Below are 20,361 nucleotides of genomic sequence, written 5' to 3'. Positions count from 1 at the left end.
GCTGCAACCCGCAGCCCGCTAATTGTTTGATTTCACATTACGTCTTACGCCATTGCTGCGTTTTTGCGCCATCAGACAAATTTTATAATTCCACCGTTTTCCCTGTTTAACGAGAATCAACGTGGAAAGTAAATGCATTATTCCACTGCTGATACTGTTATAGCAAGGTGACTTTTCCTTAACTGCGGAAGAAATCGCAAACGTTCAAACCGGCTTGCTGCCTTATTGTCCGTCAGGGTTTCTCCTGCAGTCAGAGAGACAGTTAAGCACAGAAAAAGAAGTGGCGCTATTTACGCGCTCTATTTAGAATCCCGCTCCATGAAAACGAACATTCCTGCAGTACAATTAATCACGATTTCTGACGACGAAGCCGGTCAACGAATCGACAACTTTCTGCTTGCTCGCCTGAAAGGCGTGCCGAAGAGCATGATTTACCGCATCGTACGCAAAGGCGAGGTACGGGTTAATAAAGGACGCATCAAGGCTGAATACAAGCTGGCGGCTGGTGACGTGGTGCGAGTACCGCCGGTCCGCGTTGCCGAACGTGAAGACGCGCCGGTTTCCGCCAAGCTGGACAAAGTGGCGGCACTGGCCGATTGCATTTTGTATGAAGACGATCATTTGCTGCTGCTGAACAAGCCTTCGGGTACCGCGGTGCACGGTGGCAGCGGCCTGAGCTTTGGCGTGATTGAGGGCCTGCGCGCGCTGCGCCCGGAAGCCCGTTTCCTGGAGCTGGTGCACCGGCTGGATCGCGATACTTCCGGCGTGTTGCTGGTGGCGAAAAAACGTTCTGCACTGCGTTCGCTGCATGAGCAATTGCGGCTGAAAGGCATGCAGAAGGATTATCTGGCGCTGGTGCGCGGCCAATGGCAGTCGCATTGTAAAGCCGTGCAGGCACCGTTGCTGAAAAACATTCTGCAAAGCGGCGAACGTATCGTGCGCGTCAATAGCGAAGGCAAACCGTCGGAAACCCGCTTCAAGGTAGAGGAACGTTTTGAGCATGCCACGCTGGTCAAGGCGAGCCCGATTACCGGGCGCACCCACCAGATCCGCGTTCACACCTTGCACGCAGGGCACCCGATAGCCTTCGATGACCGCTATGGCGATCGTGAATTCGATCGCCAGTTGGCCGGTACCGGGCTCAAACGACTGTTCTTGCATGCTGCGGCACTGCGGTTCGAACATCCGGGCACTGGCGAAACGATGCGTATCGAAGCGCCGATGGACCAGGAGTTGCGCCACTGCCTGCAGGTATTGCGCAAGCAGGCCAAAGGCCAGTAAGTAAAAGTATTTTATATCAGCGGGTTGATGCCTTCAGCCCGCAGCATCTCCAGCAGGGCTATCAGCGGCAGACCGATCAACCCATTCGGATCTCGCCCCTCCAGTTTATCGAACAACGCAATACCCAGACCTTCACTTTTAAAACTGCCCGCACAGTTGAGCGGCTGTTCAAGGCGCACATAAGCGCTGATTTCTGCGTCGCTCAGCACACGGAAATGCACATGGAAGGGCTCGCAAAGCGCCTGCAGGTGATGGCTGCGGCTGTTGTACAGCGCCAGACCGGTATAAAACGTCACCCTTTGGCCGCTGGCCTGGCGCAATTGCGCGCAGGCGTTCTCTTCGGTATGCGGTTTCCCGGTTATTTTACCGTCGATCACGCAGACCTGGTCGGAACCGATAATCAAATGGTCAGGATAGGCGATGGCCAATGCCTGGGCTTTCGCCGTCGCCAGCCGTAAGACCAGCGCTTCGGCGGTTTCCCCGGCCAATGGGGTTTCATCGACCTGCGGCGCGTCACAGGTAAAAGGCAGATGCAGTTTTTCCAACAGCATCTTGCGGTAGGTCGAGGTGGAGGCGAGGAGTAGTCTCTGCATAATTTTTTTCGTAAACCATAGCGTAAATGGAGAGGTCATTTTAAACTGTCCGCCGCTGAGGAAGCGAATATTGGTGAAAGGTGCCGTTTTACGGCCTTTTTCTTTGACTCTAAGTCGTTACAAAGTTAATATGCGCGCCCTATGCAAAAGGTAAAATTACCCTTGACCATTGATGCGGTACGTACCGCTCAGAAACGCCTGGACTATGTTGGTTCCTATGCGCCTGAGCAGGTTACACGTGTTGCTGCCTCTGTGGTCAGTGTGGACAGTGATGTTGAGGTCTCGTTATCTTTCGATATTGATAACCAGCGCCTCGCGGTGATAACAGGGCATGCGGACGTCCAGGTAATGCTGATGTGCCAACGCTGCGGAGTCCCGTTCGAACACCATGTTCACACAACATATTGTTTTAGCCCGGTCGTCAATGATGAGCAGGCTGAGGCATTACCGGGGGCGTACGAGCCGATCGAAGTCGATGAGTTTGGCGAAGTTGATCTGCTGGCAATGATTGAAGACGAAATTATTCTTTCACTGCCTGTCGTCCCGGTACATGAATCTGAACACTGTGAAGTGTCCGAAGCGGACATGGTCTTTGGCAAACTGCCTCCAGAGGCGGAGAAACCAAACCCATTTGCCGTATTAGCCAGTTTAAAGCGTAAGTAATTAAGGAGTAAGGTCCATGGCCGTACAACAAAATAAACCAACCCGTTCCAAACGTGGCATGCGTCGTTCACACGATGCTCTGACCACCACCACTTTGTCTGTTGATGCGACTTCTGGTGAAACTCATCGTCGTCACCACATCACTGCCGACGGTTTCTACCGCGGTCGCAAGGTTATCGGCTAAGTAGCGGTACCTTGACTCGTCTAACCCTGGCGTTAGATGCAATGGGCGGGGACTTCGGTCCCTGCGTCACAGTGCCTGCTTCATTGCAGGCACTGGCCTCTAATTTACAGCTTCATCTTCTGCTGGTCGGCAATCCCGACACCCTCTCTCCTTTACTTGCCAAAGCCGATCCGGTTCTTCTGGAACGTTTGCAAGTCGTGCCCGCTGAATCTGTGATTGCCGGCGACGCCAAACCCTCACAAGCGATTCGTGCCAGCCGTGGCACTTCCATGCGCATTGCGCTGGAACTGACCAAAAACGGTGATGCACAGGGCTGTGTCAGCGCGGGTAATACCGGTGCGCTGATGGGGTTGGCGAAGATGCTGATTAAGCCGTTGGACGGTATTGAACGTCCGGCGCTGATGACGGTGATCCCGAATCAGCTGGGCGGTAAAACCGTGGTGCTGGATCTGGGCGCCAACGTCGAATGCGACAGCACCATGCTGGTGCAGTTTGCGGTGATGGGCGCGGTGATGGCCGAAGAGGTGGTGGGGATTGCGCAACCACGCGTGGCGCTGCTGAATATTGGTGAAGAAGAAACCAAAGGTCTGGATAATATCCGCGAAGCGGCCGCCGTGCTAAAAAATACTCCGGCAATCAACTATATTGGTTACCTGGAAGGCAACGATCTTCTCACCGGGAAAACCGATGTGATGGTCTGCGACGGCTTTGTGGGTAACGTCACCCTGAAAACCATGGAAGGGGTGGTAAGAGTATTTTTATCGCTGCTGAAATCATCCGGAGACGGTGGCAAGCAGGCGTGGTGGTTAAAATTGTTGGGCCGTTGGTTGCAAAAACGGGTGGTAAAGCGGTTCGGCCACCTGAACCCCGACCAGTATAATGGCGCATGTCTGTTAGGATTGCGCAGCACCGTAATCAAGAGCCACGGCGCTGCGAACCCGCACGCGTTTGCAGTTGCAATCGAACAGGCTGTGCAGGCGGTGCAGCGGCAAGTCCCTGACAGGATTGCTGCGCGCCTTGAAGCTGTATTACCTAAGAGTGACTGATCGTACATGTATACAAAGATTCTCGGTACGGGGAGTTATTTACCCGTACAAGTGCGCACCAACGCTGACCTTGAAAAAATGGTGGATACCTCTGACGAGTGGATCGTCACTCGCACCGGTATCCGTGAACGCCGCATTGCCGCCGCTGATGAAACCGTGGCGACGATGGGCTTCCATGCTGCTGAAAAAGCGCTGGAAATGGCAGGTGTGGCTAAAGAAGATATCGGGCTGATCGTTGTGGCGACCACCACTTCGAGCCACGCATTCCCAAGTTCTGCCTGCCAAGTGCAGCAGATGCTCGGGATTAAAGATTGTGCGGCTTTCGATCTGGCTGCAGCCTGCGCCGGTTTCACCTACGCGTTGAGCGTTGCCGATCAGTACGTTAAGAACGGCGCGGTGAAGCGTGCACTGGTGATTGGTGCAGACGTGCTTTCTCGCACGCTGGATCCTGACGATCGCGGTACCATCATCCTGTTTGGTGATGGCGCTGGCGCAGTGGTGCTGGGCGCTTCTGAAGAGCCGGGCATTCTGTCGACTCACCTGCATGCGGACGGCACCTACGGCGGCCTGCTGACGTTGCCATTCAAGGATCGTCAGGATCAGGAAAAGCCAGCCTATGTCACCATGGCAGGCAATGAAGTCTTCAAGGTTGCGGTTACCGAACTGGCTCACATCGTTGACGAAACGCTGCAGGCCAATGATCTGGACCGCAGCCAGCTGGATTGGCTGGTGCCGCACCAGGCCAACCTGCGCATTATCAGCGCAACGGCAAAAAAACTGGGTATGGGGATGGATAAAGTGGTGGTGACGCTTGATCGTCACGGTAACACCTCTGCCGCCTCGGTCCCCGCAGCGCTCGATGAAGCGGTGCGCGATGGGCGGATCCAGCGCGGGCAACTGGTGCTGCTGGAAGCCTTCGGCGGCGGCTTTACCTGGGGCTCGGCGCTGGTTCGTTTCTGATTAACAGGAAGAAAAAATGACGCAATTTGCTTTTGTTTTCCCAGGCCAGGGCTCACAGTCCCTGGGCATGCTGGCCGATTTGGCCGCTCAATATCCGATCGTTGAAGCGACTTTCAGCGAAGCCTCTTCCGTTCTGGGTTACGACCTGTGGCAACTGGTGCAGCAAGGGCCGGCGGAAGAACTGAACAAAACCTGGCAAACGCAGCCGGCATTGCTGGCCGCCTCAGTGGCGATTTTCCGCGTTTGGCAGCAGCAGGGCGGCAAAATGCCAGCCATCATGGCCGGCCACAGCCTGGGTGAATACTCGGCGCTGGTTTGTGCGGGCGTGCTGGATTTCCAGGCGGCAATCCGCCTGGTTGAGCTGCGCGGCAAACTGATGCAGGAAGCGGTGCCGGAAGGTACTGGCGCGATGTCCGCCATCATTGGTCTGGACAACGCGGCTATCGCCAAGGCTTGTGAAGAGTCTGCCCAAGGGCAGGTTGTTTCGCCGGTGAACTTCAATTCCCCGGGCCAGGTGGTGATCGCCGGCAATAAAGAGGCGGTTGAACGTGCAGGCTCAGCCTGTAAAGCGGCTGGCGCCAAGCGTGCGCTGCCGTTGCCGGTGAGCGTGCCTTCGCACTGTGCACTGATGAAGCCGGCTGCAGACAAACTGGCCGTGGCGTTGCAGGACATCACCTTCAGCGCTCCGCAGGTGCCGGTGGTAAATAACGTCGACGTGCGTGCTGAAAGCGATCCAGAAGCGATCCGCAGCGCCCTGGTGCGTCAGTTGTACAGCCCGGTACGTTGGACCGAGAGCGTTGAGTTTATGGCAGCACAGGGCGTTACGTCGCTGCTAGAGGTTGGTCCGGGCAAGGTTCTGACCGGTCTGACTAAACGTATTGTTGATACCCTGACGGCGGCGGCGGTGAATGACGCTGCCAGCCTGACAGCGGCGCTTGAACAATAAAGAGGAAAACAATGAGCTTCGAAGGTAAAGTTGTTCTGGTCACCGGCGCGAGCCGGGGTATTGGCCGGGCTATTGCAGAAACGTTTGTGGCACGCGGCGCTAAAGTGATCGGCACCGCCACCAGTGAAAGCGGCGCTGAGGCTATCAGCAGCTACCTGGGCGCGAACGGCAAAGGGTTTGCATTGAACGTGGTCGATGCTCAATCTATCGACAGCGTTCTGGCATCTATTCGTGCTGAATTTGGCGAAATCGACATTTTAGTGAATAATGCCGGCATTACGCGTGATAACCTCCTGATGCGTATGAAGGACGACGAGTGGCAGGATATCCTGAACACCAATCTGACTTCCGTATTCCGTCTGTCAAAAGCGGTAATGCGAGCTATGATGAAAAAGCGGTTTGGCCGGATCATCACCATCGGTTCCGTTGTCGGTACCATGGGGAACGCAGGGCAGGCTAATTACGCGGCGGCTAAAGCCGGTCTGATTGGCTTTAGTAAGTCTTTGGCACGTGAAGTTGCTTCGCGTGGCATTACGGTCAACGTCGTGGCACCTGGCTTTATTGAGACGGACATGACACGGGCGTTGACAGATGATCAACGCGCAGGCATTTTGTCATCAGTTCCAGCCAATCGGCTGGGGGATGCTAAAGAAATCGCCAGCGCTGTTGCATTTTTAGCCTCTGATGAGGCTGGCTACATCACCGGTGAAACGTTACATGTCAATGGCGGCATGTACATGATTTAAAAAATGCGAAAACTATTTGCGTTATTTGGGGTAAAAACCGCAAAATAGCGTAAAATCGTGGTTTGACCAGCCGGGATTTAGTTGCATCTTTTTCAACATTTTATACACTACGAAAACCATCGCGAAAGCGAGTTTTGATAGGAAATTTAAGAGTATGAGCACTATCGAAGAACGCGTTAAGAAAATCATTGTTGAGCAGTTGGGTGTTAAACAGGAAGAAGTTTTAAATAACGCTTCTTTCGTTGAAGATCTGGGTGCTGATTCTCTTGACACCGTTGAGCTGGTAATGGCTCTGGAAGAAGAGTTCGACACCGAGATTCCAGACGAAGAAGCTGAGAAAATCACTACTGTTCAGGCAGCTATTGATTTCATCAACGCCAGCCAGCAGTAAGAGAACATATCTAGGCGGTCACTCGACCGCCTAAGTTTTTTCTATCCCTAGTGTCATATTTTTCCCTCCTTGGAGGACAAACGTGTCTAAGCGTCGAGTAGTTGTGACCGGACTGGGCATGTTGTCTCCTGTCGGCAATACGGTAGAGTCCACATGGAACGCTCTTCTTGCCGGTCAGAGTGGCATCAGCCTGATCGACCATTTCGATACCTCTGCCTATGCGACCAAGTTTGCAGGCCTGGTAAAGAATTTTAATTCAGAAGATTTCATCTCCCGCAAAGATGCGCGCAAGATGGACGCCTTCATCCAGTACGGTATCGCAGCCGGCATGCAAGCCATGCAGGACGCACAACTGGATATCACCGAGGCTAACGCCAGCCGCATTGGCGCCGCTATCGGCTCCGGTATTGGCGGCCTGGGTTTGATTGAAGAGAACCACAGTTCACTGGTTAACGGTGGCCCACGGAAAATCAGTCCGTTCTTTGTGCCGTCAACCATAGTAAACATGATTGCAGGCCACCTGACTATCATGTACGGCATGCGTGGCCCGAGCATTTCGATCGCCACCGCCTGTACCTCAGGTGTGCACAACATCGGCCACGCCGCGCGTATCATTGCTTACAATGATGCTGACGTCATGCTGGCCGGTGGGGCAGAAAAAGCCAGTACCCCGTTGGGCGTCGGCGGCTTTGGCGCAGCACGCGCGTTGTCGACCCGCAACGAAGATCCGCAGGCAGCCAGCCGCCCTTGGGACAAGGACCGTGATGGTTTTGTTCTGGGTGACGGTGCCGGCATGATGGTGCTGGAAGAGTACGAGCACGCCAAAAAACGCGGCGCCAAGATTTATGCTGAAGTTGTCGGCTTTGGGATGAGCAGTGATGCTTATCACATGACGTCACCACCGGAAAACGGTGCGGGCGCTGCGCTGGCGATGGAAAATGCGTTGCTAGATGCCGGTGTGACCACGTCACAAATCGGCTATATCAATGCGCACGGCACCTCAACGCCGGCCGGCGACAAAGCCGAAACGCAGGCGGTGAAGTCGGTATTTAGCAGCGATGCGCAGCGCGTGATGGTCAGCTCGACCAAATCGATGACCGGCCACCTGTTAGGTGCGGCGGGTGCGATTGAGTCGATCTTCACCGTACTGGCATTGCGTGACCAGGCCGTTCCGCCAACCATCAACCTGGATAATCCGGATGAAGGTTGTGATCTGGACTTCGTTCCGCACGAAGCACGCCAGGTAAGCGATATGCAGTACACGCTGTGTAACTCCTTCGGTTTCGGCGGCACCAACGGTTCTCTGATCTTCCGCAAGGTGTAATAACCTCTGCTGGCGGACGGTAAAAAGCCCGGTTTTTTAAACCGGGCTTTTTTTATGGCGCTGACCCGCCGGGGCCCGGCTAGGCGATGCTTTTGTCGAGCGGCCAACTGCTGCTAATGGCGTCGGCGCCTGTTATTCTGTAGTGGAAACCAAAGCGGTCAGGGGAAGTCTATGTACTGGATAAACGGGCAGCAACACGATGCGCTGGCGCCAAGCGATCGCGGCTTGCAGTTTGGCGACGGCTGTTTCACTACCGCACGAGTGGTTGAGGGCAAGATTGATCTGCTGCCCTGGCATATCGAACGTCTGCAGCAGTCGGCACAGCGGCTGATGCTGCCTGCCTGTGACTGGGATGCGTTGGAATATGAAATGGTGCGCGCGGCAGAATCTATCCCGCAGGGCGTGGTCAAAGCGATACTGACGCGCGGCAGCGGTGGGCGAGGTTACAGTCCAAAAGGATGTGAGCATCCCACGCGGATTGTTTCTCGCAGCGCCTACCCGATGCACTATTTGCAATGGCGCGAGCAGGGCATCAGCCTGGCGCTTAGCCCGGTAACGCTGGCTCGTCATCCGCTGCTGGCGGGGTTGAAACACCTGAATCGTTTGGAGCAGGTGTTGATCCGCGCGCATCTTGACCAGACGGCCGCCGACGAGGCGCTGGTGCTTGACACTGCCGGTATGCTGGTGGAATGCTGTGCGGCTAATTTGTTCTGGCGAAAGGGAAAAGCGGTCTTCACGCCGGATCTGAGCCAGGCGGGCGTGGCTGGACTGATGCGTCGCCGGGTGATTGAGCTGCTCGCGGGCAGCCAGTACTCATTACATTACGTCAGTGAGCCACTGGAGACGCTGGCCGACGCCGAAGAAGTGCTGGTGAGCAATGCGCTAATGCCATTGCTGCCGGTGAACATCGCGCAATCCTGGCATTACTCTTCGCGCCAACTCTATGATTTTTTGCGCCCACACTGTTAACGATGGCTGATTGATGAAGAAAAGAAAGCTGAAGTTCGTTTCTATTATTGTTGTTCTGGTATTGGGCCTGCTGTTGTGGGGATATCAGAAGGTTGAACGCTTCGCGGATACGCCTCTGGCGATCCAGCAGGAAGCCATTTTTAAACTGCCGGCGGGTACCGGACGGATAGCGCTGGAAGGGCTGCTGGTTCGTGACAAGCTGATCCGCAACGGCATGTGGTTCCCGTGGCTGCTGCGTGTGGAGCCGCAGCTGGCGGAGTTTAAGGCCGGTACCTACCGCTTTACACCTGGCATGACGGTGCGCGAGATGCTCAAACTGCTGGCCAGCGGCAAAGAAGCCCAGTTCAGCGCGCGCTTTATCGAAGGCTCTCGCCTGCGTGACTGGCTGGCGGTGCTGCAACAGTCCAAATACCTCAAACATACGCTGGCGGGCAAAAGCGAAACGGAAATTGCCGTGGCGTTGGGCTTGCCGGAGGGGACTAATCCTGAAGGACGCCTGTACCCCGATACCTACCTGTACACGGCGGGCATGAGCGACATTGCGTTGCTAAAGCGTGCTCATTTGCGAATGACCAAGGCGCTGGAAGATGCCTGGCAAGGTCGCGACACCAGCCTGCCATACAAAACGCCCGAAGAGCTGCTGACCATGGCCTCGATCATTGAGAAAGAGACCGCCGTGCCGGAAGAACGCACCAAGGTGGCTTCCGTCTTTATTAACCGCCTGCGCATTGGCATGCGTTTGCAGACCGACCCAACGGTGATTTACGGCATGGGCGATAGTTATAATGGCGATATCACCCGCAAAGATTTGGAAACGCCGACGGCGTACAACACCTATGTGATCAACGGCCTACCGCCAACGCCGATTGCCATGCCTGGCAAGGCTTCGCTGGCCGCCGCCGCCAATCCGGCGAAAACCCCTTATCTGTACTTTGTTGCCGACGGCAAAGGTGGGCATCAATTTACCACTAACCTGGCCAGCCATAATCAGGCGGTGCGCGCCTATCGCCAGGCGCTGAAGGAAAAGAATGAAAAGTAAATTTGTGGTTATCGAAGGGCTTGAGGGCGCGGGCAAAACTACCGCTCGCGATACCGTGGTCGACGTACTGCGCCAGCACGGCATCAACGATATTGTCTTTACCCGTGAACCTGGTGGTACGCCGTTGGCAGAAAAGCTGCGCGACCTGTTCAAGCGCGGCGTGGACGGTGAGCTGCCGACCATCAAAGCCGAGGTGCTGATGCTGTACGCAGCCCGCGTGCAATTGGTGGAAACGGTGATCAAACCGGCGTTGGCGCGTGGTGCCTGGGTGGTTGGCGATCGTCACGATTTGTCTTCGCAGGCCTATCAGGGCGGCGGTCGCGGAGTCGATCAGCAACTGATGGCCTCGCTGCGTGACACCGTGCTGGGCGATTTTCACCCGGACCTGACGCTGTATCTGGATTTGCCGCCGTTAGTGGGGTTGCAACGTGCCCGCGCACGCGGCGAATTGGATCGCATCGAACAAGAGGCGCTGCCGTTCTTTGAACGCACCCGCGCGCGCTACCTGGAACTGGCGGCGCAGGACGAGTCCATTGTCACCGTTGACGCGGCCCAATCGCTGGAGCAGGTGACGGCAGCGATTCGTCACAGCGTCAGCCAATGGCTGCAGCAGGAAGGCGCGTAATGAACTGGTACCCGTGGCTGAATACCCCTTACCGGCAGTTGGTCGGGCAATATGCTGCCGATCGCGGTCATCATGCCTTGCTGCTGCACGCAGCGGCGGGCAATGGCGAAGAAGCGCTGGCCTATGGGCTGAGCCGTTGGCTGATTTGCCAGCGCCGTAACGGAGAGAAAAGCTGCGGTGAATGCCATAGCTGCCGGTTAATGCTGGCGGGCAATCACCCGGATTATCATGTGCTGACGCCGGAAAAGGGCAAAAGCAGTCTGGGCGTGGAGCCCATTCGTCAGGTGATTGAGATCCTTTACTCCCATGCCCAGCAGGGCGGAGCCAAGGTGATTTGGTTGCCGCAGGCGGAGCTGCTGACCGAGGCGGCCGCCAATGCGTTGTTGAAAACATTGGAAGAGCCGCCGGAAAAAACCTATTTCCTGCTGAGCTGCCGTGAGCCTTCCCGCCTGTTGGCGACGTTGCGCAGCCGCTGTTTGTACTGGCACCTCGCCAGCCCGGACGAACAGCTCAGCCTGCAGTGGTTAAACCGACAGACGTCGGGTAATCAGGTCGATCTGCTGACCGCATTGCGTCTGCATGATGGCGCTCCTCTGGCCGCCGAGCAGTTGTTGCAGCCGGAACGTTGGCAGCAGCGTAGCGCGCTGTGTGCCGCCCTGAGCGCTGCTTTGCCGCAGCATGACATGCTGTCCTTGCTGCCGGTGTTGAATCACGAAGACGTCGCCGAGCGGCTACACTGGTTATGCGCATTGCTGGTCGACGCCATGAAATGGCAGCAGGGGGCGGCGAGTTTTGCCCTCAACCAGGATCAGCAACCCTTGGTGCACCAACTGGCCAGCCGTTTGAGCAGCAGCTCGCTGCAGCAAGTGGTGCAACAATGGCTTAATTGCCGCCACCAGTTGCTCAGCGTGGTCGGCGTTAACCGTGAACTGCTGCTGACAGAACAGTTACTTGGCTGGGAGCAGATGCTCGGCGCTACCGGCTATTCTCACCCTCATTCGCTGTAAAAGAGTTAAATATTATGTTGTTAGTAGATTCTCATTGCCACCTCGATGGCCTGGATTACCAAACCCTGCACCAAAACGTGGATGACGCACTGGCCAAAGCCAAGGCGCGCGATGTCGGTTACGTGCTGGCGGTCGCTACCACCTTGCCGGGCTATCAGGCCATGACGCAGTTGATTGGCCAACGCGACGACGTGGCTTTCTCCTGCGGTGTGCATCCGCTCAATCTGGAAGGCGGCTACGACTATGCCGAACTGCGCCGTTTAGCGGCGGCAGAGCAGGTGGTGGCACTGGGGGAAACCGGTCTGGATTATTTCTATCAAAAAGACAATCTTGAACTGCAGCAAGCCTCGTTTCGTGAGCATATCCGCATCGGTCGCGATCTGAACAAACCGGTGATCGTGCATACCCGTGATGCGCGTGAAGACACGCTGGCGATCCTGCGGGAAGAAAATGCCCAGGACTGTGGCGGCGTACTGCATTGCTTCACCGAAGATCGCGCCACGGCCGAAGCCCTGTTGGACTTGGGGTTCTACATTTCCTTTTCCGGCATCCTGACCTTCCGCAACGCCGAGCAGCTGCGTGATGTGGCGCGCTATGTGCCGCTGGACCGCATTCTGGTGGAAACCGACTCGCCGTATCTGGCTCCGGTGCCGCACCGCGGCAAAGAAAACCAACCTGCCTACGTGCGCGATGTAGCTGAATACATGGCAGTATTGAAGGGCGTGAGCCTGGAAACGCTGGCCGAAGCCACCACCGCCAACTTTTCACGCTTATTTCACATCGAACTCTGATCTTTGGCCTAGGCTATAGCTGTAGTCATCGATTCTGGAATTTTTTTTAAGCTCGTAATTAATCGCCGAAACGGGTAATGTTCCCACCCGTTTTAGGGCGAGGCGCGGGCATTTTTTCCTCTTTTTTGACAAAAAATAGGCGATTTAAGAAAAATACCCGGTTTTGTTCATTGAAACGTGACTGCCATCAAACATTGCGCAGCCTATTTATTTTACTCTGCGTAAAAATTCAAGGGGTGCTCAGACACCCTGAATTGCAGGGGTTTTTTCTCCCCCCTTGCAACGCGAAGAATCGCGGAAAGTAGCAAAGCACTATTACTCAGGAGCACACTCAACTATGTTCAAGAACGCATTTGCAAACCTGCAAAAAGTAGGTAAGTCGCTAATGCTGCCGGTGTCCGTATTGCCTATCGCAGGTATCCTGCTGGGCGTCGGTTCCGCCAACTTTAGCTGGCTACCTGCGGTAGTCTCCCACGTGATGGCGGAAGCCGGCGGTTCCGTTTTCGCCAACATGCCGCTGATCTTCGCCATCGGTGTTGCCCTGGGCTTCACCAATAACGACGGTGTCTCCGCGTTAGCCGCAGTAGTGGCTTACGGCATCATGGTGAAAACCATGGCAGTAGTAGCGCCTTTGGTGCTGCACCTGCCAGCTGAAGAGATCGCGGCCAAACACCTGGCGGATACCGGTGTGCTCGGGGGGATTATCTCCGGCTCCATCGCGGCCTATATGTTTAACCGCTTCTTCCGCATTCAATTGCCGGAATACCTGGGCTTCTTTGCCGGTAAGCGCTTTGTGCCGATTATCTCCGGCCTGGCGGCAATCGTTCTGGGCGTAGTGCTGTCCTTCATCTGGCCTCCTATCGGTACGGCTATCCAGACCTTCTCACAGTGGGCTGCGTATCAGAACCCGGTAGTGGCATTTGGTATCTACGGCGTGGTTGAACGTGCGCTGGTGCCGTTTGGTCTGCACCACATCTGGAACGTACCTTTCCAGATGCAGATTGGTGAATACACCAACGCGGCGGGCCAGGTATTTCACGGCGACATCCCACGTTATATGGCAGGTGACCCGACTGCGGGTAAACTGTCCGGTGGCTTCCTGTTCAAAATGTACGGTCTGCCTGCTGCTGCGATTGCCATCTGGCACTCGGCCAAGCCGGAAAACCGCGCAAAAGTCGGCGGTATCATGATCTCCGCTGCGCTGACCTCGTTCCTGACCGGTATCACCGAACCGATCGAGTTCTCCTTCATGTTCGTTGCGCCGATCCTGTACGCAATCCACGCCATTCTGGCTGGCCTGGCGTTCCCGATCTGTATCCTGTTGGGGATGCGTGACGGCACCAGCTTCTCGCACGGTCTGATCGACTTTATCGTACTGAGCGGTAACAGCAGCAAAATCTGGCTGTTCCCAGTGGTCGGTATCATCTACGGTCTGGTGTACTACACCATCTTCCGCGTGCTGATTGCCAAACTGGATCTGAAAACACCAGGTCGCGAAGACACGGCTTCTGAGCAGGTTGCCCAGGGCGGTTCTGAAATGTCTGCAGCACTGGTTCAGGCTTTCGGTGGTAAAGAGAACATCACCAACCTGGATGCCTGTATCACTCGACTGCGCGTTAGCGTGGCGGACGTGAGCAAGGTTGACCAGGCTGGCTTGAAAAAACTGGGTGCTGCTGGCGTTGTCGTCGCAGGCTCGGGTGTTCAGGCTATCTTTGGCACCAAATCTGACAACCTGAAAACGGATATGGACGAGTACATCCGTAACCATTAATTCAGGTCAGGCAGGGGAGTTTTAAGGGAGGCGAAAGCCTCCCTTTTTTGTTGGTTTTTTGTCGGCTTTTAAATAAATCTCTGAAGGCCACTTTCTACTAACGTGGTGCAACCCGTCGGCATGATTGCATGTGGCAGTGCCAACAAAGATAATGGTTTTACTTCAATGAGTAGGTGATCTGCCAGAAGGATTTTGGAGCGTGAAAAAGTATTCTTATCCTTTTCTCTTTTCTGCGACCATCGCTTTTTTAGGGTTGGTGTATGGAGTGATGTGGTGGCATAGAGAGGTTTACCGCATTACTTTTCTCAGTGTCTCGACAACGCGCTATATGATCGTTGCAGCGATGATACTGGCTTTGTTTATTTCAATTTACGTTATTGGCCGTGGCGCCGTAAAAAGCAATAAGCACATTGATTATCTCAAGTTTTATGGCGGGGCCTGCATTGTTTTGTTCTTTGTCTTTGCTATGGCATTAATCACCATGACCTACCTGCTGCCAGGGCCGGTCGTGACCTACACGGCGGCTTACTCTTATGCTGAAGGCAGCAGGAAAAGTTGTTCTGGCGCCGATGTTGACGATCCGGACCTGGGGACGAACATAAGAATATGTCATCCAGCGGGTAACTATGCGTTCGATAACGAGATCTTTGTAGAGAAGAGAAACAATGCCCTTGGTTCGGTAGTCATGTATGCAATGACTTCCCCTTAGCACTGCTGGTCAAATGTAGAAGTTGAGTATTCCAGCCTCTGCATTTCACCCAGCGTTTTCTCACTGGGTGAAAGACCTATTGTATCTCAAGCCGCCGGCGCAGCCAGGGTTCTTTAAGCCTGAAGAGGCAGCAACAACCGGGAGGCGCTATTTTTCCGCGTGTTTTTGCAGGAACTGTTCAAACACCGCCAGGGTGTCGCTGGAAATGTGGTGCTCGATCCCTTCGCTGTCCAACTCCGCCGTTTCGTTCGGTACCCCGAGACACACCAGCAGGTCGACCACTATCCGATGACGACGGCGTACCTTCTGCGCCAGTTGTTCACCTTCCTCCGTCAGGAAAACCCCTCGATAAGGCCGTGACTCCACCAGACCTGCACTCTTCAGCCGGGCAATGTTCTTGATCGCGGTCGGGTGCGACACACCGAAACGTTTGGCGATATCGGTGGTTCTTGCTTCGCGGGTGGTGACCAGCAGGTCGGCTATCAGCTCGACATAATCTTCAATCAGCGCATTGGACTGCGCCTCTCGAGCGCGGGTGAAGCGCAGGGCATGTTCAGCCTCGTCTGGCATTTCGGCCACGACGGGGCGGTCGGCGTCATCTGGTGCGCTTGTTGCCATATTCTGAGACGTCCTTTAAACGTAAATCCAGTGAGTTGCAGATTAATGCAGTTCCGCCATACGTTAGTCCAAAGGCGACGCATTATCAATTCGCCAGACGCATTGGGTGGAAATTAGAAATATTTGTACACAAAGGTAGAGTATCTTCCATTTTGCATAAAGTGTAGCCGATGCTACATTGCTGAGAGTGTTGGGTGAAAAATAACCAGAAAAAGATTGAGGGTAAACCATGCGTGATGCGGCAACCACCACATCGTTAACCGAACGAACCAATACGGCAATAGGTAACGCGCTTGCCGGGCGCAAGCGTGGCGCATTCACGCCGCTGCTGTTCGCCGGGCCTGCGGTGATTGCCTCCATTGCTTATATGGACCCCGGTAACTTCGCCACCAATATTCAGGCCGGCTCGAAATACGGCTATAGCCTGCTATGGGTGGTGGTGATGGCCAACCTGATCGCCATGCTGTTCCAGGCGCTGTCGGCCAAGTTGGGTATCGTCACTCAACGCAATCTGGCAGAGATGTGCCGCGATCAATTTTCGCGCCCGGTGGTGATCGGCATGTGGCTGCTCAGTGAAGTGGCGGCGATGGCAACCGATCTGGCGGAGTTCCTCGGCGGGGCTATAGCGCTTGCCTTGCTGTTCCATATGCCGCTGTTGCCGGGAATGGGGGTGACCGCGGTCATTACCTACGCTTTGCTGATGGTGGAGAAAAAGGGGTTCCGCCCGGTAGAGCTGATGATCGGCGGCTTGGTCGCGATTATTGCCCTGTGTTACCTGGTCGAGATGTTCATTGTACCGGTGGACTGGGCTGCGGCGGGCATGGGTATGGTTACGCCGCAGTTGCCGGATGCACAGGCGTTGACCATCGCGGTGGGGATTATCGGTGCTACGGTGATGCCGCACGCCATCTTCCTGCACTCAGGGCTGACTCAGCACCGTGCGCCGGCCAGTGACAGTGGTGAAAGGCGTAAACTGCTGCGCTTTTCCAATATTGAGGTGGTGATTGCCTTATCTGTCGCCGGGCTGGTGAATATTGCCATGGTGATTATGGCCTCCAGCGCGTTCCATGCCGGTAACAGCGACGTGGCGGAGATTGGCACCGCCTACCATACGCTGACGCCGCTGTTTGGCGCTGCGGCGGCGGGTATCTTCCTGATGTCGCTGATTGCTTCCGGCATTTCCAGCTCGGTAGTGGGGACGATGGCAGGCCAGATGATCATGCAGGGCTTTGTCGGTTTCCGTATCCCGGTATGGGTACGCCGCATGGTCACCATGGTGCCGGCGTTCATCGTGGTAGCTCTGGGGGTTAATGCCACCGACGCGCTGGTTTACAGCCAGGTCGTATTGAGCCTGGCGCTGCCGGCGCCGATGATTGCCCTGGTGATGTTCACGCGTCGCCGCGACATCATGGGCGAGTTCGTGAATAGCCGCCTGACCAGCCTGGTATCGATCATCGGTACGGTGATTATTATTCTGCTCAACATGGTGCTGCTGCTGCAAACCTTCGGTGTCGCCATTCCCGGTCTGGGCTGATACCAAGCCGTGCAACCCAGTGTCACGGCCTGGCAACGGCGAGCTCCCGTTAAGGCGTCGTTTTTGGCGTTGGGTTTTGTCCCTGGGTCAGAGCCTTCTCATCGTCGGAGATGCTGCCGGTATTTGCCGCCCATACGCCTTCCTGAGTCTTGGTGACCCGTTGGTGAGCGGCATTCAGGTTTTGGCCAACGGCAGCAATATGATTAGACTCCACACCGCCGGTATTTTCCGCCCAGGGAATGGTTTGATCGTTGGCCCGCGCGAGCCCGCTTAACAACAGAGGCAGGATGACCAGTGTGGCATGAGTAACGACTTTCATTTTCATGATCTCAATGTCCTTTAATGCGTATGGCATACGGTGGCTTGACCATAGCGTTATCAGTGATAAACAATTGAGGGGGAGGGATAGCCTTAAGTCAGTCTACTAACGGCTGGCGGTTTGGGATCCGCAATACGCCCTGTTCATACAGTCTAGGCCTGGCTTCCAGCGGCTGCGGTGGCGTTGATGTAAACGGAATCATTCATTTCTAAGCGGACATGTAAAACTGTTTCATGAGAAATAATTCGCATGTTTATAATGTTCAAGATCCTGCAAGCGGTTTTATGGCCTAACCTTTCATTTAAGGTAGAAAAGGCAGGGTTGGCGTAGTTATCCGCCTCATCTCATTGAGTTTTTTACCTCAGATTACGCCGATCCCTTTTCTTGCTTCCCGGAAAAAAGCGTGCTGATAAAGTCGACGAATACGCGTATTTTATGGCTGCGGTCGCGCAACCGTGGGTAAAGGATATTGACGGGGGCGCCAATGAGAGCCCATTCCTGTAAGACCGGCTCCAGTGTCCCCGCCAGCAGGTAACTTTCTAACGTGCAATCCAGCAAATAGACCAGTCCGAGATGGTTTTTGGCCACTTCGCATAAAGACTGCGAATGATTAAAACTCAGCAGTGGGCTGGGGGGCAGTTGATAGACTTGCTCGTTACGAATAAATTGCCACGGATCTGCCATTGTTTCACCTGAGCGGATAAAACCAAGCCGCACATGTTGTTGCAACTGTTGTGGGTGTTCCGGCCGGCCATAACGGTCAAAATAGACACTTGAACCGCAACACAGGTAGTGCGGTTGGAATAGTTTGCGGCTGACCATATCCGGGACATCGTTGGCGCCGATTCGAATAAACACGTCTGCACGATCCTCTACCGGATTGACCAGCCGATCGCTTACCGACACGCTGAGCTGTATTTCCGGATACTGTGCCAGAAATGACGGCAGTACAGGGGCGATATGCATACTGCTGAGCATCGAGGCAATCTCAACGCGCAAGGGGCCGCGGGGTTGTTCAAATTCATCCGACATATCGTTCTTCAGTCGATCAAACTGCTGCAATATCTCTTGCGCCGAACGATAGCAGCGCTCACCGGCTGCAGTCAGCGAAAAACGGCGGGTTGAGCGTTTAAAAAGCGGCTGTTGAAACTGCTTCTCGAGCTGGTTAATGCTGTAAGTGATGCTGGCGGGTGATAAACCCAGTTTAGTTGCAGCCTGGCTGAACCCTTCCATTTCCACTACCTGACAGAAAACGCGCAGGGCGTGCAATTCATTCATTTTGGCTACGTCCATTATTTAAATTTTTAAAAGAATATTTTTAAATTTGCCCACTGTCAATCAGGGGCGAAGTTGATTAAATTATTTTCATCATCAGTCGTTTAATGATGACGTAATTTACCGCATGGTTAAATATAATGTGTTAAGGATATTCAATGAAAAAAATAATCGCTGCTTTATTGCTGGTGGGGCCAGGTTTGCTCACTCAAGCCTACGCGGCTGAAAATAATCTGGCGCATCAAAGTTATAAGGTTTCCGCTGATGCTGGTATAGCGGCGGAACAAAAAGCCGTTTACGATACGATAAATCGCTACCAGACTGCGCTTAATGCGGGTGATACCAACACTATTTTATCGTTGTTCGCGAGTGAGAGTTACTCACAATGGAATGAAAAGCCAACCGCGGACACTAGCGAAAAACGCCGCCAACAATATGACGAATTATTTAAGAAAGAGAAGTTTGAAACAGAATTCGCCTATGACAGCGTTCGGGTTAATGGCAATATGGCTTATGTGCGTACTCATCATCACCGTGGGGCGACGGTTAGTCGAATTAGCGATGGCGCAACGCTAATTGATTTGAATCGGGAAGTCTTTATTTTAGAAAAACAGCAGGTGCATTGGAAATTTGTAGTTTATACATTTAATACCAACCCTATTCAGGGAGTGGGCTGAGTAATTATTAAATAAAGACCGCGTGAGCGGTCTTTATTTTCAGATTATCAACACGACTAAAGATTCCCTACGCCACCGTCGATCAGCAACTCACTGCCCACCATAAAGGCGGACTCATCCGATGCCAGGAAGACTGCCGCCTTTGCCAGCTCCCATGCCGTACCCATGCGGCCGATAGGCACCAGAGCGCGGATCTCGTCGCGCAGGGCCTGTTCATCGGCATCATTTAAACCCAGCTTGCCCAGCGCCGGGGTTTCTGTCGGGCCGGGGCTGAGGCCGTTAACCCGGATGCCGCGCGGATGCAGTTCGCCGGAAAGCGTTCGGGCCAGCGACAACAGCCCGGCCTTGCTGGCGGCGTAAACGTTGCTTAACGGCAGCCCGATATGTGCACTGACCGAGCCGCACAAAATAATCGATGCCGGATTAGCCAGCTGTGGCAGTAGCGCCTGTATCAGGAAGAACGGCCCCTTCAGGTTGATGTCCATCAGTCGCTGATAACTTTGTTCATCCCACTCCTGCAAAGGATGGTGCGTGACGTCACCGGCGTTGATATACAGCACGTCGAGGCGCGGCCAGTGGTTGGCCAACTGCTGCGCCAATGTGCGTTGTTCAGCGATATCTCCGGCGTCGCTGCGTAACAGCAACACGTTACCCAGTTCTTTTCCCGCTGCCGCGAGGCCGCTTTGGCTGCGGCCGGTGATCGCCACGGTGGCCCCCTCGGCGATAAACTGACGCGCCGTTTCCAAACCAATGCCGCTGGTGCCGCCGGTGATCAGCGCGTATTTGCCTTGTAGTCGTGACATAGCCCACTCCTGTTTATTGTCGATACGGCCATTATTTGCGCTATAGTATCCTTTGCATAGTAGGCACCTTTTGGATACTAACGGGCGAAG

At 54.6% G+C, this 20,361-nt stretch carries 23 protein-coding genes; 18 read left to right on the top strand and 5 right to left on the bottom strand.

The genetic code is table 11. The features are described 5' to 3' along the window. Positions 1-318: 318 nt before the first annotated feature. Positions 319-1,281 carry a 23S rRNA pseudouridine(955/2504/2580) synthase RluC gene (gene rluC / locus ACMGG1_RS14925; protein WP_020826332.1) on the top strand — a complete coding sequence of 321 codons (963 nt, stop codon included), beginning with the start codon at positions 319-321 and terminating at the stop codon, positions 1,279-1,281. 11 nt (positions 1,282-1,292) lie between these two features. On the opposite strand, the gene ACMGG1_RS14920 is transcribed toward rluC, so the two are convergent. Beyond that, positions 1,293-1,874, bottom strand: coding sequence for a Maf family protein (locus ACMGG1_RS14920; RefSeq protein ID WP_129940274.1), 582 nt, complete (start codon positions 1,872-1,874; stop codon positions 1,293-1,295). Between the two features lie 141 nt (positions 1,875-2,015). Here ACMGG1_RS14920 and yceD point away from each other — a divergent pair, with 141 nt between their 5' ends. From yceD to ACMGG1_RS14845, 15 genes are all read left to right on the top strand, one after another. Next, the gene (gene yceD, locus ACMGG1_RS14915; RefSeq protein WP_020826334.1) at positions 2,016-2,537 is read left to right on the top strand and encodes a 23S rRNA accumulation protein YceD; all 522 of its coding nucleotides are present in this window, start codon (positions 2,016-2,018) and stop codon (positions 2,535-2,537) included. Positions 2,538-2,553: 16 nt separating this feature from the next. Then, positions 2,554-2,721: a 50S ribosomal protein L32 gene (gene rpmF / locus ACMGG1_RS14910; RefSeq protein WP_004943042.1), complete on the top strand. Its 168-nt coding sequence runs from the start codon at positions 2,554-2,556 to the stop codon at positions 2,719-2,721. An 11-nt stretch (positions 2,722-2,732) separates the two neighbouring features. Beyond that, positions 2,733-3,767, top strand: coding sequence for a phosphate acyltransferase PlsX (plsX, locus tag ACMGG1_RS14905; protein ID WP_071827011.1), 1,035 nt, complete (start codon positions 2,733-2,735; stop codon positions 3,765-3,767). Positions 3,768-3,773: 6 nt separating this feature from the next. Then, positions 3,774-4,727 carry a beta-ketoacyl-ACP synthase III gene (locus ACMGG1_RS14900; protein WP_041414443.1) on the top strand — a complete coding sequence of 318 codons (954 nt, stop codon included), beginning with the start codon at positions 3,774-3,776 and terminating at the stop codon, positions 4,725-4,727. A 16-nt stretch (positions 4,728-4,743) separates the two neighbouring features. Next, positions 4,744-5,673 (top strand): ACP S-malonyltransferase, encoded by a 930-nt coding sequence (gene fabD, locus ACMGG1_RS14895; RefSeq protein WP_187962702.1) that lies wholly within the window; start codon positions 4,744-4,746, stop codon positions 5,671-5,673. Between the two features lie 11 nt (positions 5,674-5,684). After that, positions 5,685-6,419: a 3-oxoacyl-ACP reductase FabG gene (fabG, locus tag ACMGG1_RS14890; RefSeq protein WP_020826338.1), complete on the top strand. Its 735-nt coding sequence runs from the start codon at positions 5,685-5,687 to the stop codon at positions 6,417-6,419. Between the two features lie 154 nt (positions 6,420-6,573). Next, entirely contained in the window at positions 6,574-6,810 is a 237-nt protein-coding gene (gene acpP, locus ACMGG1_RS14885) for an acyl carrier protein (protein ID WP_004719003.1), read from the top strand. A gap of 82 nt (positions 6,811-6,892) precedes the next feature. After that, entirely contained in the window at positions 6,893-8,134 is a 1,242-nt protein-coding gene (gene fabF / locus ACMGG1_RS14880) for a beta-ketoacyl-ACP synthase II (protein ID WP_414160825.1), read from the top strand. Positions 8,135-8,305: 171 nt separating this feature from the next. Continuing rightward, the gene (pabC, locus tag ACMGG1_RS14875; protein WP_261138347.1) at positions 8,306-9,103 is read left to right on the top strand and encodes an aminodeoxychorismate lyase; all 798 of its coding nucleotides are present in this window, start codon (positions 8,306-8,308) and stop codon (positions 9,101-9,103) included. 13 nt (positions 9,104-9,116) lie between these two features. Continuing rightward, the gene (gene mltG / locus ACMGG1_RS14870) at positions 9,117-10,142 is read left to right on the top strand and encodes an endolytic transglycosylase MltG (protein ID WP_414160824.1); all 1,026 of its coding nucleotides are present in this window, start codon (positions 9,117-9,119) and stop codon (positions 10,140-10,142) included. After that, positions 10,132-10,767 carry a dTMP kinase gene (tmk, locus tag ACMGG1_RS14865; RefSeq protein WP_020826342.1) on the top strand — a complete coding sequence of 212 codons (636 nt, stop codon included), beginning with the start codon at positions 10,132-10,134 and terminating at the stop codon, positions 10,765-10,767. Before mltG ends, tmk begins: the two co-directional genes overlap by 11 nt. Then, positions 10,767-11,774: a DNA polymerase III subunit delta' gene (holB, locus tag ACMGG1_RS14860; protein WP_414160823.1), complete on the top strand. Its 1,008-nt coding sequence runs from the start codon at positions 10,767-10,769 to the stop codon at positions 11,772-11,774. The genes tmk and holB overlap by 1 nt, the downstream gene beginning before the upstream one ends. 14 nt (positions 11,775-11,788) lie before the next feature. After that, positions 11,789-12,565 carry a metal-dependent hydrolase gene (locus ACMGG1_RS14855; protein ID WP_020826344.1) on the top strand — a complete coding sequence of 259 codons (777 nt, stop codon included), beginning with the start codon at positions 11,789-11,791 and terminating at the stop codon, positions 12,563-12,565. 337 nt (positions 12,566-12,902) lie between these two features. Further along, positions 12,903-14,336, top strand: coding sequence for a PTS glucose transporter subunit IIBC (gene ptsG / locus ACMGG1_RS14850; RefSeq protein WP_020826345.1), 1,434 nt, complete (start codon positions 12,903-12,905; stop codon positions 14,334-14,336). A gap of 199 nt (positions 14,337-14,535) precedes the next feature. Then, the gene (locus ACMGG1_RS14845; RefSeq protein ID WP_142815469.1) at positions 14,536-15,045 is read left to right on the top strand and encodes a hypothetical protein; all 510 of its coding nucleotides are present in this window, start codon (positions 14,536-14,538) and stop codon (positions 15,043-15,045) included. A 147-nt stretch (positions 15,046-15,192) separates the two neighbouring features. Here the strand turns inward: ACMGG1_RS14845 and mntR are convergent, their stop codons facing one another. Beyond that, positions 15,193-15,663: a manganese-binding transcriptional regulator MntR gene (gene mntR / locus ACMGG1_RS14840; protein WP_020826347.1), complete on the bottom strand. Its 471-nt coding sequence runs from the start codon at positions 15,661-15,663 to the stop codon at positions 15,193-15,195. A gap of 229 nt (positions 15,664-15,892) precedes the next feature. Between mntR and ACMGG1_RS14835 the strand changes: the two genes are divergently transcribed. Next, entirely contained in the window at positions 15,893-17,197 is a 1,305-nt protein-coding gene (locus tag ACMGG1_RS14835) for an Nramp family divalent metal transporter (protein WP_020826348.1), read from the top strand. Positions 17,198-17,246: 49 nt separating this feature from the next. On the opposite strand, the gene ACMGG1_RS14830 is transcribed toward ACMGG1_RS14835, so the two are convergent. Beyond that, positions 17,247-17,522 carry a hypothetical protein gene (locus ACMGG1_RS14830; RefSeq protein WP_414160822.1) on the bottom strand — a complete coding sequence of 92 codons (276 nt, stop codon included), beginning with the start codon at positions 17,520-17,522 and terminating at the stop codon, positions 17,247-17,249. Positions 17,523-17,882: 360 nt separating this feature from the next. Then, positions 17,883-18,794 carry a LysR family transcriptional regulator gene (locus ACMGG1_RS14825; protein WP_414160821.1) on the bottom strand — a complete coding sequence of 304 codons (912 nt, stop codon included), beginning with the start codon at positions 18,792-18,794 and terminating at the stop codon, positions 17,883-17,885. A 155-nt stretch (positions 18,795-18,949) separates the two neighbouring features. On the opposite strand from ACMGG1_RS14825, the gene ACMGG1_RS14820 reads away from it, so the two are divergent. Beyond that, positions 18,950-19,468 (top strand): YybH family protein, encoded by a 519-nt coding sequence (locus ACMGG1_RS14820; RefSeq protein WP_414160820.1) that lies wholly within the window; start codon positions 18,950-18,952, stop codon positions 19,466-19,468. A gap of 56 nt (positions 19,469-19,524) precedes the next feature. Here ACMGG1_RS14820 and ACMGG1_RS14815 read toward each other — a convergent pair whose 3' ends face one another. Next, the gene (locus ACMGG1_RS14815; RefSeq protein ID WP_414160819.1) at positions 19,525-20,271 is read right to left on the bottom strand and encodes an SDR family oxidoreductase; all 747 of its coding nucleotides are present in this window, start codon (positions 20,269-20,271) and stop codon (positions 19,525-19,527) included. Positions 20,272-20,361 lie beyond the last annotated feature (90 nt).

Origin of the sequence: Serratia sp. BNK-12 (assembly GCF_047456085.1) — a bacterium.
Taxonomy (GTDB): domain Bacteria; phylum Pseudomonadota; class Gammaproteobacteria; order Enterobacterales; family Enterobacteriaceae; genus Serratia; species Serratia liquefaciens.
Note: the sequence above shows the minus strand (reverse complement) of the source record. Positions and strands in the feature narration are given on the sequence as shown.